11 protein-coding genes are annotated in these 11,515 nt (G+C 63.6%); all 11 read left to right on the plus strand.

The window, feature by feature from the left end; all coding sequences use genetic code 11:
• Nucleotides 1-235 precede the first annotated feature (235 nt).
• On the plus strand, nucleotides 236-1,663 hold the full coding sequence (gene ccoN, locus H1D44_RS13685) for a cytochrome-c oxidase, cbb3-type subunit I (RefSeq protein ID WP_181515410.1): 1,428 nt from the start codon (nucleotides 236-238) through the stop codon (nucleotides 1,661-1,663).
• A gap of 22 nt (nucleotides 1,664-1,685) precedes the next feature.
• Nucleotides 1,686-2,294, plus strand: coding sequence for a cytochrome-c oxidase, cbb3-type subunit II (gene ccoO, locus H1D44_RS13690; RefSeq protein ID WP_181515411.1), 609 nt, complete (start codon nucleotides 1,686-1,688; stop codon nucleotides 2,292-2,294).
• Between the two features lie 2 nt (nucleotides 2,295-2,296).
• Nucleotides 2,297-2,536 (plus strand): cbb3-type cytochrome oxidase subunit 3, encoded by a 240-nt coding sequence (locus H1D44_RS13695; RefSeq protein ID WP_181515412.1) that lies wholly within the window; start codon nucleotides 2,297-2,299, stop codon nucleotides 2,534-2,536.
• Nucleotides 2,533-3,462 carry a cytochrome-c oxidase, cbb3-type subunit III gene (gene ccoP, locus H1D44_RS13700; RefSeq protein ID WP_181515413.1) on the plus strand — a complete coding sequence of 310 codons (930 nt, stop codon included), beginning with the start codon at nucleotides 2,533-2,535 and terminating at the stop codon, nucleotides 3,460-3,462. Before H1D44_RS13695 ends, ccoP begins: the two co-directional genes overlap by 4 nt.
• Nucleotides 3,463-3,591: 129 nt before the next feature.
• Nucleotides 3,592-5,031, plus strand: a complete 1,440-nt coding sequence (gene ccoG, locus H1D44_RS13705; RefSeq protein ID WP_181515414.1) for a cytochrome c oxidase accessory protein CcoG — start codon at nucleotides 3,592-3,594, stop codon at nucleotides 5,029-5,031.
• Nucleotides 5,032-5,035: 4 nt separating this feature from the next.
• The gene (locus tag H1D44_RS13710; protein WP_181515415.1) at nucleotides 5,036-5,545 is read left to right on the plus strand and encodes a FixH family protein; all 510 of its coding nucleotides are present in this window, start codon (nucleotides 5,036-5,038) and stop codon (nucleotides 5,543-5,545) included.
• A gap of 30 nt (nucleotides 5,546-5,575) precedes the next feature.
• Entirely contained in the window at nucleotides 5,576-8,053 is a 2,478-nt protein-coding gene (locus tag H1D44_RS13715) for a heavy metal translocating P-type ATPase (protein ID WP_181515416.1), read from the plus strand.
• The gene (gene ccoS, locus H1D44_RS13720; protein ID WP_181515417.1) at nucleotides 8,050-8,283 is read left to right on the plus strand and encodes a cbb3-type cytochrome oxidase assembly protein CcoS; all 234 of its coding nucleotides are present in this window, start codon (nucleotides 8,050-8,052) and stop codon (nucleotides 8,281-8,283) included. The genes H1D44_RS13715 and ccoS overlap by 4 nt, the downstream gene beginning before the upstream one ends.
• Nucleotides 8,283-8,984, plus strand: a complete 702-nt coding sequence (locus H1D44_RS13725; protein WP_181515418.1) for a sulfite exporter TauE/SafE family protein — start codon at nucleotides 8,283-8,285, stop codon at nucleotides 8,982-8,984. Before ccoS ends, H1D44_RS13725 begins: the two co-directional genes overlap by 1 nt.
• A gap of 109 nt (nucleotides 8,985-9,093) precedes the next feature.
• Nucleotides 9,094-10,509 carry an oxygen-independent coproporphyrinogen III oxidase gene (hemN, locus tag H1D44_RS13730; protein WP_238984459.1) on the plus strand — a complete coding sequence of 472 codons (1,416 nt, stop codon included), beginning with the start codon at nucleotides 9,094-9,096 and terminating at the stop codon, nucleotides 10,507-10,509.
• A 119-nt stretch (nucleotides 10,510-10,628) separates the two neighbouring features.
• Nucleotides 10,629-11,375, plus strand: coding sequence for a fumarate/nitrate reduction transcriptional regulator Fnr (fnr, locus tag H1D44_RS13735; protein ID WP_181515419.1), 747 nt, complete (start codon nucleotides 10,629-10,631; stop codon nucleotides 11,373-11,375).
• Nucleotides 11,376-11,515 lie beyond the last annotated feature (140 nt).

Below are 11,515 nucleotides of genomic sequence, written 5' to 3' on the forward strand. Positions count from 1 at the left end.
TCCCGGTCATGTTCCTGTTCACGCAGTTGTATTGGGCCAATGGTAACCGGTACTTTCGGCTCAAAGTTCGACACACGTCAAATTCCTATACCAGTTTCACGAGTAAGCTTGTTTCAGTCTGTCAGCCTGCTGCGCTAGAATCCGCCTTGCTTTCTGACCTGCATCACCCAACCGGGAGCACCGTCGTGGCCATCGCCACTTCGAGTTCTCCATTCGCGTTCGATGGGAACCTGACATGAGCACAGCACTAGAGCACCCGACCTACAACTACAAGGTAGTTCGGCAGTTTGCGATCATGACAGTGGTGTGGGGCATCGTGGGCATGCTCCTCGGTGTCATCCTCGCCGCACAGCTGGTTTGGCCGCAACTCAACCTCGATCTGCCTTGGACCAGCTTCGGCCGCCTACGGCCGCTGCATACCAATGCCGTGATCTTCGCCTTCGGCGGCTCAGCGCTGATGGCGACTTCGTACTACGTCGTACAGCGCACCTGCCAGACGCGCCTGTTCTCCGACAAGCTGGCTGCCTTCACCTTCTGGGGCTGGCAGGCGGTGATTCTGTCGGCGGTGATCACGCTGCCGCTGGGCTACACCACTACCAAGGAGTACGCCGAGCTCGAATGGCCGATCAACATTCTGATCGCCGTGGTCTGGGTAAGCTATGCCATCGTCTTCATGATGACCCTGAAGCAGCGCAAGACCTCCCACATCTACGTGGCCAACTGGTTCTTCGCCGCCTTCATCCTGACCGTAGCCGTGCTGCACATCGTCAACAACGCGGCGATACCGGTCACCTTCATGTACTCCGTTTCGCTCTACTCCGGCACCATCGACGCCATGGTCCAGTGGTGGTACGGGCACAACGCGGTCGGCTTCTTCCTGACTGCCGGCTTCCTCGGCATGATGTACTACTTCGTGCCCAAGCAGGCCGAGCGCCCGATCTACTCCTACCGCCTGTCCATCGTCCATTTCTGGGCGCTGATCATGATCTACATGTGGGCCGGCCCGCACCACCTGCACTACACGGCGCTGCCTGACTGGGCACAGTCGCTGGGCATGGTGATGTCGATCATCCTGCTGGCTCCCTCCTGGGGCGGCATGATCAACGGCATGATGACCCTCTCCGGCGCCTGGCATAAGCTGCGCACCGATCCGACCCTGCGCTTCTTGGTCGTCGCCCTGGCCTTCTACGGTATGTCGACCTTCGAGGGGCCGATGATGGCGGTGAAGACGGTCAATGCCCTCTCCCACTACACCGACTGGACCATCGGCCACGTTCACGCCGGGGCGCTCGGCTGGGTGGCAATGATCACCATCGGCTCCATGTACCACCTGATCCCGCGCCTGTTCGGCCGCACCGAGATGCACTCGGTAGGCCTGATCGCCGTGCACTTCTGGCTTTCCACCATCGGCACCGTGCTCTACATCGCCGCCATGTGGGTCAACGGTATCCTGCAGGGCCTGATGTGGCGTGCCATCAACCCCGACGGCACCCTGATGTACACCTTCATGGAGTCGGTCGAAGCAAGCGGCCCAGGCTACATCGTGCGCCTCATCGGTGGCCTGTTCTGGATCGTTGGCATGCTGATCATGGCCTACAACGTCTTCATGACCATCAAGCGCAGCGAAGCCGCTACCCAGCAGCCGCTTCCGCAGACAGCCTGAGCAAACGGGGATACCGACGCCAATGAAACACGAGATTGTCGAAAAGAACGTAGGCCTGCTTGCCGTGCTGATCCTGGTGGTGATCAGTTTCGGCGGCCTGGCCGAGATCGTGCCGCTGTTCTTCCAGAAGCAGACCACGGAGCCGGTTGAAGGGCTGCGCCCGCTCAGCGCCCTGGAGCTCGAAGGACGTGACATCTATCGTCGCGAAGGCTGCGTCGGCTGCCACTCGCAGATGATCCGCCCGTTCCGCGCAGAGACCGAGCGCTACGGACACTACAGCGTGGCTGGCGAGTTCATCTACGAGCACAACTTCCTGTGGGGCTCCAAGCGGACCGGCCCGGACCTGGCCCGTGTTGGCGGCCGCTACAGCGATGACTGGCACCGCGCCCACATGTACAACCCGCGTGACGTGGTACCGGGATCGATCATGCCGGCCTACCCGTGGCTGTTCGAGCGCACCCTGGATGGCAGTGACACGCCGCGCAAGATGGAGGCGCTGCGCCGCCTGGGCGTGCCCTATACCGACGAGGACATCGAGAACGCCACGCGTGAAGTCCGCGGCCAGCAGGAGATCACCGCGCTGGTGGCCTATCTGCAGCAGCTGGGGACCGTGCTCGAGGGAACGCGTTGATCATGGATAGCGGCACTTTTAGCGGCATCATTACCGGCCTGCTGATCATTGCCTTTGCGGGGATCACCTGGTGGGCCTACTCCCGGCGGCGCAAGCCGGACTTCGACGAGGCAGCCAACCTGCCATTCGCCGAAGACGACCAGCCCGCCAACCGTGACAGTAGCGCCTCGCAGGGGCACGCAAAGAGCGAGCCAGACAGCGAAGCCGATTCCCGAAATGACAGGGGAGACAAGAACACATGAGCAACTTCTGGGACGACTCCCTCTCCGGGTTCTGGAGTGCCTGGATCATCGTTTTGACGCTGGGCTCCATCGCCTTCGCTTTCTGGATCCTGTACGCCAACCGCAAGACCGACAAGGTGCCCGATGCCGACGGCAACGTGGAAACGACCGGACACGCGGCCGATGAGATCGAGGAGTACGATAATCCGCTGCCCCGCTGGTGGTTCCAGCTCTATGTGGCCACGGTGATCTTCGGTCTGGGCTATCTGCTGCTTTACCCGGGCCTGGGCAACTTCACCGGCCTGCTTGGCTGGACCCAGGAAGGCCAGTGGGAGCAGGAAGTGGCCCGTGCCGAGGAGCGCTTCACGCCGATCTTCGCCCAGTATCAGGAGATTCCGATTCCCGAGCTGGCGCGCGACGCTGAAGCCATGCAGGTCGCCGAACGCATCTACCAGAACAACTGCGCGGTGTGTCATGGGGCCAACGCTCGGGGCGGCTACGGCTTCCCCGACCTGACCAACGACGACTGGCTCTACGGTGGCGAACCCGAGCAGATCATGACCAGCCTGGTGCGCGGCCGCAACGGCCTGATGCCCTCGTTCCAGACCCTCGGTGAGAACAACATCGAGAACGTGACCCAGCACGTGCTGTCACTGTCTGGCCTCGAGCACGATACCGAGCGTGCCGAGCTGGGTGCCTCGGTCTACGCCTCGGTGTGTGCGGCTTGCCACGCTCCCGATGGCACCGGCAACACCGCCTTGGGCGCGCCCAACCTGACCAACGACATCTGGCTCTACCAGGCACCCGGTCAGAGCGTTGCCGATTCGGTTCGCCAGACGCTGCGCAACGGCCGCAACGGGCACATGCCGGCCCAGGAAGCCTACATCGGTGAAGAGCGTGTCCACCTCGTCGCCGCTTACGTCTACAGCCTGCGATTCCGCGACTGATAGATCCCGCCCGGGCAGGGCAGTGCGACCCGCCGTCGCACTGCCCTGCCTCGCGACGGGCTCCCGGTACAATGAAGCCACTTCATTGTTTTTCCCTTGCGGGCCACTGCTGCCTGCCGCGAGTCCGAAATGAGCGATAAGATTCCCACTCGAGACGTGACCCCCGACCCGGTGGGACATCACCCCCCCCATGCACCGGTACGGCAAGAGATGTACGCCAAGCGGCGTCACATCTACGTCAGAGAGATCAAGGGCTTGTTCCAGCGGGTGCGCCGCGCTGCGAACTGGTTCCTGATGCTGGCCTTCCTCGGCCTGCCCTGGCTCACCTGGGGTGACCGCCCGCTGATCTGGTTCGACCTGCCTGGTCGCGAGTTCCATATCTTCGCGGCGACGTTCTACCCCCAGGAGTTCGCTCTGCTCTCCTGGCTGCTGATCATCTGTGCCTTCGGCCTGTTCTTCATCACCGTATTTGCCGGCCGCGTATGGTGTGGCTATACCTGCCCCCAGAGCGTGTGGACCTTTCTCTACATCTGGGTGGAGCATCGCCTGGAGGGCTCACGCAACCGCCGCATCAAGCTCGATCGCGAACCGCTGAGCGCCGACAAGGCGTGGCGCAAGGGCGCCAAGCACGCCATCTGGCTGACCATAGCGCTGGCAACCGGCGTGACCTTCGTCGGCTACTTCACGCCCATCCGCGACCTGGTTCTCGAGCTGCCTACCCTCCAGGCCCATGGCTGGTCCTATTTCTGGGTTGGCTTCTTCCTGGTCTTTACCTATCTCAACGCCGGCTGGCTGCGTGAACAGGTGTGCATCTACATGTGCCCCTATGCCCGCTTCCAGTCCGTGATGTTCGATAGCAATACCCTGATCGTTTCCTACGATGCGGCCCGCGGCGAGCCCAGGGGTTCGCGCAAGAAAAACCTTAGCCACGAGCAGGCCCGCGCGACAGGTCTCGGGGACTGTATCGACTGCGACCTGTGCGTGCAGGTCTGCCCTACCGGCATCGACATTCGCGATGGACTGCAGTACGAGTGCATCACCTGCGCGGCCTGCATCGATGCCTGCGACAGCGTGATGGATCGCATGAACTACCCACGGGGCCTGATTCGCTACACTACCGAGAACGCCCTGGAAGGAAAGCGGTCCCATATCTTGCGCCCCCGCCTGCTGGGCTATTTTGCCGCACTGGCAGTCATGATCGGCCTCTTCGTCTGGGCCCTGGGCGACCGCATGCCGCTCGGCTTCGAGATAGAGCGCGAGCGCGGCCAGCTTTATCAGATGACCCGTGACGGGCGCATCAGCAATGTCTATACCTTGACGGTGCGCAATCTCGACGATCGTGATCACACCTACCGCCTCGAGGTCAGTGGCTTGCCCGACCTGGAGCTCGACACAGAAACGCTGCGCGTGCCGGCAGGCTCTTCGCGGCTGTTCGCCGTCCAGGTCACCGCCGATCCGGAGGTGCTGGCACTGCCCAGCAACCCCATTCAACTGATCCTGCAATCACAGGATGACGAGCGCGTTGCGCTCGAGCGCGACACTCGCTTCATTGGCGAAGCACGGAGATAACCCCATGACACCCCCTTCCCCCTGGTACAAGCAGTTCTGGCCGTGGTTCCTGCTCGGCATGCTGTTCACTTCGATCTTCGGCAGCTCGACGCTCGCGTTCATGGCGGTGCGTACCGCCGATGGACTTGTCCAGCAGGACTATTATGAACACGGCCGTGCCATCAACATGGTACTGGCCAAGCAGCAGCGTGCCGAAGAGCTGGACCTGGCCGCGGAGCTGCGCATCGACCCCATGACCAGCGATATCATCGTTCAGTTGCAGGGCCAGGAGCGCCCCGAGCGGCTCTACCTGAAGCTGATCTTTCCCACCTTGGGCGGCCGCGACCAGGAAATCGTCCTGGAGCACGTACGTGACGGTCGCTACCTGGGCCAGGCGCCAGACAACCTGCGCTATCGCTGGTACCTGCAGCTTCATCCCAGTGCGGAGGAGCCGGAGTGGCGCCTGGTCGGCGAAGGCGAGTTCCCCAGTGAGGAGGAGTTCGCGCTCAGCCCGGGATTGCCGACACGTGGCTGATCGCCGCCGCCCGCAATGCCAAGAACTGCCATGAGCCACGAAACCGCCGCGGTCGATCCCGCCGTCACCGACTGTTACCACTGCGGTAGCCAGGTGCCTGCGGGCGCGCCCTGGTCGATTACCGTCGATGACAGCACGCACTCGCTGTGCTGCCCCGGCTGTGAGGCGGTGGCCCATGCCATCGTCGACGGTGGACTGGCCAGCTATTACCGCTTTCGCACCGAACTCCCCGAGCGCCCGGACGAGCGCCAGGCGGTCAAGGCCGAGACCTGGGCGGTCTTCGACGACCCCGGCCTGCAGCGCCAGTTCGTCCACGCCGAGGCCGACAGCGATCGGGTATACGCCACCCTGGCGGTGGACGGCATCACCTGCGCCGCCTGTGCCTGGCTCATCGAGCATCGCCTCAACGCCCTGGAAGGGGTGACTTCGAGCGCCGTCAACCTGAGTCACCACCGCGTGCGTGTGGCCTGGGATCCCGCTCAGGTGGAGCTGTCGCGCATCCTGGCCGAAATGGCGGCCATCGGCTACAGCGCCCAGCCCTACGAACCGGATGCCGCCCAACAGCGCCTGCAATTCGAAGAACGCATGAACATTCGGCGCCTGATCGTGGCCGCGGTGGGCATGGCGCAGGTGATGATGTTCTCCATCCCCATCTACATGGCCGCTCCTGGCGAGATCAGTGAAGACTTCTACGCCCTGTTCCACTGGCTCTCGTTCGCCCTGGCCACGCCGGTGGTCTTCTTCTCGGCGATGCCGTTCTTCCGCAATGCGTTACGCTGTCTACGCACCCGAGTACTGGGCATGGACTTGCCGGTATCCATCGCCATCGGCGGAGCCTACCTGGCCAGCGGTTATGCCGTGATAGCCGACACCGGCGAGGTCTACTTCGACTCGGTAGCCATGTTCACCTTCTTCCTGCTCTTCGGTCGCTACGTGGAAGCGCGAGCCCGCCGCCGCAGCGGCCATACCGGCAACGCGCTGGCCGGCGCACTGCCTCTCTCCGCCGTGCGCCTGGAAGCAAACGGAGAGGAGCGCATCCTGCCTGCCAGCGAGCTCCATCCGGGGGACAGGGTGGTGATCAAGCCCGGCCACGGGGTACCCGCCGACGGCATCATCGAAGAGGGCGAGTCGAGCCTCGATGAGTCGATGCTTACCGGGGAGTACCTGCCGGTCACCCGGCGCGTCGGCGATACGGTCACCGGCGGTAGCCAGAACATCGAAAGCCCGCTGGTGATGCGCGTCACTCACGCCGGCAAGGAGGCCCGGGTGGCGAGCATCGTCGACCTCACCGACCGCGCCTTCGCCAGCCGCCCGCGCCTGGCCCAGCTCGCCTCGCGCATGTCGCACTTGTTCGTGCTGCGGCTGCTGGTAGTGACCGTCTGCGTAACCACGGCGTGGTGGTTCATCGACCCCAGCCGCATGCTGTGGGTGATGCTCTCTGTACTGGTGGTGACCTGCCCCTGCGCCCTGGCCTTGGCCACGCCCACCGCCTTGACTGCGGGGCATGGTCAGCTGCGCCGCCGTGGGATTCTGATCACCCGAGCCGATGCCATCGAGTCGCTGTCACAGGTCGACCGCGTGATCTTTGACAAGACCGGCACGCTGACCCTGGGCGAGATGCAGCTCGTCGACACTCGTACCTTCGAGGACTTCCCGGCTGAGCGGGCATGCACCGTCGCCGCCGCGCTGGAGGCCTACTCGGAGCATCCCATCGCGCGCGCCTTCCGGCCCTGGCGCCAGGCCACGGTGGAAGCCAGCGAGCGTTCGAGCCGAACCGGCCAGGGGGTCGAGGGAGTCATAGACGGCACCCGCTGGCGCCTGGGACGAGCCGACTTCGCCGCACCCGACCAGGCGCTGGAGGCGCCGGGCGAGGGCCAGTGGCTGCTGCTCAGCGAGTCCGGCCAGCCGCGCGCCTGGTTTGCCCTGCGTGACCGGCTGCGCGACGACGCCGGGGCCACCATCAGCGAGCTGAAGGCACGTGGCATCCAGGTCGAACTGCTGTCGGGTGATACCGTCGATGCCGTGCGCAGCATGGCCGAGAGGCTGGGTATCGATACCTGGCAGGCGAGCGCCAGCCCGGAAGACAAACTGGTACGCATTCGCCAGTGCCAGGAGGCAGGCGAGAAGGTCGCCATGATCGGTGACGGCATCAACGACGTACCTGTCCTTGCCGGTGCCGATGTCTCGATCGCCATGAACGGTGCCACCGACCTGGCCCGCACCAGCGCAGACGCGGTCTTGCTCAGCCCACGGTTGCTGCGTATCGTCGAGGCGACCGAGATCGCCAGAGCCACCCGCCGTATCATGCGCCAGAACATGATCTGGTCGGTGTGCTACAACTTCTCGGCCTTGCCCCTGGCTGCCATCGGCATCGTGCCGCCCTGGGTCGCGGCGCTTGGCATGTCGGGCAGCTCGCTGGTGGTCGTAGGCAACGCGCTGAGGCTCAACCGCTTCCGCCTTCGCCCCAGCTCGGCTCCAAGCCGCGACGCACAACTGGTGAATGCATGACCATTCTTTACCTGCTCATCCCGCTCTCCCTGATCCTGCTGGGCCTGGCAGTATGGGCCTTCTTCTGGGCAGTCAAGCACGACCAGTTCGAGGACCTGGAAGGCCCCGCCCACCGCATCCTGTTCGACGAGGACGAGAACGACCTCACCCAGGAAGAGCGCAAGCGGCGCCGTACCGCCCGACGCGAGCCTGCTGCCAACGACTCCGACGACGGCCCGGAACAGCGCTGATGGACCCCACCGGCCTCGGCCTGCCGCCAATGCTGGCGGCGTTCGTCTTCGGCCTGCTAGGCGGCGCCCACTGCATCGGCATGTGTGGCGGCATCATGAGTGCGCTGTCCTTCGCCGTCCCCCCCAGCATGCGCAGCCCCGCCCGCCTGACGGGGCTGATGCTCGGTTACAACCTGGGCAGGATCCTGAGCTATATGGTGGCCGGCATGCTTGTCGCCTCGCTCGGCACCCTGGTGGCCCTGCATCCCGCCGTCGGCGTGGGTCTGCAGGTGTTCGCCGCCGTAATGCTGATCCTGATGGCGCTCTACATCGCCGACTGGTGGAAGGGCCTGCTGAGAGTCGAGGCGCTGGGTCGTCACCTATGGCGTTACCTGGAACCTTTCGGCAAGCGCCTGATGCCGGTCGTGCATGTTCCACAGGCGATCGGCCTCGGCGCAATATGGGGCTGGCTGCCCTGCGGACTGGTCTATTCGATGCTGGCCTGGAGCATGGCCACGGCGGACCCACTGAGCGGAGCGTTTCTGATGGGCGCATTCGGCCTCGGAACCTTGCCCTCGCTGCTGGTCACCGGCCTTGCCGCACATCAGCTGGGAGCGCTGATCCGGCACCCGACGACCCGTGCCATTGCTGCTCTGACGATCATCGCCTTCGCCCTGTGGCAGCTCGCTTCCCTGGCGCCACACGGTGGGGCAGGCCACTAAAAATTGACCACCTCGGCGTACCATCGCCACTTCGTTTGACGCAGCTCAATCCGCCCTCCCCGGGGTACCGCTAGCATGATGCCATCGCTATGCTTCCGGAGTGCCTCCCATGTCTGTCCTCGCGCTGTCAGTACATCGATCGATGGCCGACCCGTTCGCCTGGGATGCTACGCTCCTACGGCGCTACGACACCCATGGGCCGCGCTATAGCTCCTACCCCACCGTCCCCTCGTTCAGCGAGGACTTTGGCGAAATGGAGTATCAGGCCGCCCTGGCTCGCAGCAATGCCGATGGCAGGCCCCTGTCGCTCTATGTCCATCTCCCCTTCTGCCGCAAGTCCTGCCATTATTGCGCCTGCACCAAGGTCACGACCAAGAGCAGCAAGGTGGTAGAGCCCTACGTTTCGCGCCTGGACCGGGAAATGGTGCTGGTCAGCCGCCAACTGGACACCCGCCGGGAGGTCGCCCAGCTGCACTGGGGAGGAGGCACCCCGACCTTTCTCAGCCTCGACCAAATGAGCGACCTGATCGACCGCATGCATGCCCGTTTCGGCCTCTCCAGTGCACGGGATCGGGACTACGCCATCGAGATCGATCCCCGCGAGGCCGATGTGTTCACCCTGCGCCACCTTCAGGCGCTGGGTTTCAACCGCTTGAGCCTCGGCGTACAGGACCTCGACCCCAAGGTCCAGCGTGCGGTGAACCGGGTCCAGCCACGTATTCTCACCGAGGCACTGATCGACGAAGCCGACCGCCTGGGCTTTCGCTCACTCAACCTGGATCTGATCTACGGCCTGCCCTTCCAGACTCGCGACAGCTTTGCCGCGACCCTCGAGCAGGTCATCGCCATGGCCCCGGCTCGCCTCTCGATTTTCAATTATGCGCACATGCCCGAGCGGTTCACTCCTCAGCGCCAGATTCGTGAGGAGGATCTTCCCAGCGCCGAGGAAAAGCTGGCGATCCTGCGCACCACCATCGCCATGCTCACGGAAGCGGGCTATGTGCATATCGGTATGGACCATTTCGCCCGGCCAACCGACAGCCTGGCCATCGCCCAGCGCGAAGGCACGCTGCAGCGCAATTTTCAAGGCTACTCCAGCCATGCCCAGTGTGATCTGGTGGGGCTCGGCGTCTCGGCCATCTCCTGCATCGATGACGTCTACGCCCAGAACCACACCAGTCTCGACGCCTACGAAGGTGCGTTGGATGCCGGCCACCTGCCGACCGCGCGCGGGATACGCCTGACCTTCGACGACCGGGTCAGGCAGCACGCCATCGAGCGTTTGATGTGCGACATGGAACTCGATCTGGACGAGCTGAGCGAGACGTTCGGTATCGACGCCCCCCGCTACCTGGCAGAGGCCCTGGAGAGGCTTGAGACACTGCAACGGGACGACTTGGTGATCCTCGAAGGGAAGCGTGTGATCGCCACTCCCCTGGGGCGGCTGCTGATCCGTCACCTGGCCATGGCCTTCGATGCCCGGCTACCGCTTCACCCCGATTCTCAGTTTTCGCGGATCGTATAATGTAACGAAGCACGACAGAGCTAATCGCAATGTTGCGGCCAAAGGTCGCAAGAGGCATTTCACCTATTCCAATAATGTTCCATAATGCCCTCCATAAAGTTGGATTGAGGAGATGGAGCATGCCGGTCAACGCGGCCAATGCACTCGGCAAGCGGCGCTCATTGCTGCATGAAACCCGCTGCCAGAACTGCAGCCTGAGTTCGCTGTGCCTGCCCCTTGCGCTGGAACTCGAGGACATGGAGCAGTTCGATGCGATCATTCGACGTCGCTCTCCCCTCAAGAAGGGTGAATCCCTGTTCCGTCAAGGCAGCGACTTCAGCAGCGTCTTTGCGGTACGCTCCGGCAGCCTCAAGCAGATTACCACCGAGGGTTCCGGTGACGATCAGGTCACCAACTTCTTCCTGCCCAGCGAACTGGTGGGACTCGACGGGATCGACGAGAAGCTCTACCCCGGTAGCGTGATCGCGCTGGAAACCACGACCGTATGCGAGATCCCCTTCGACCGGCTCGATGACCTCTCCGAGCAGTTGCCCGAACTACGTGGGCAGCTCTACCGCAGCATGAGCAAGGAGCTTCGCGACGACCGCAAGATGATGCGCCTGCTGTCGCGCAAGACCGCCGACCAGCGCCTTGCCAGCTTCTTCATCAACCTGTCGGATCGCTTCCGTCGGCGCGGCTATTCGCCATACAGTTTCCGCCTCTCCATGTCCCGGGCCGATATCGGCAACTACCTGGGTCTGGCCGTGGAAACGGTGAGCCGCATCCTGGGTCGCTTCCAGCAGCAGGGGCTGGTCGATGTCTCCGGTCGCGAGGTCAACATCCTCAACCTGGAAGCCCTGATCGTGCAGGCCCAGGACGAAAACTGACGTGCCTCACGCAACGAAGGCACGCTGAACGAAATGCCCCTAACGAAGAGACCCGTCCGGCCATGAACTGACCCCCAATAGTTGGACGGTTCATTCAGCCGGCGTCCAAGGCCTGAGTCCTGTACTGTACGGGGCTCAGG

It is taken from the genome of Billgrantia kenyensis (assembly GCF_013697085.1).
GTDB classification, from domain to species: Bacteria; Pseudomonadota; Gammaproteobacteria; order Pseudomonadales; family Halomonadaceae; genus Halomonas; species Halomonas kenyensis.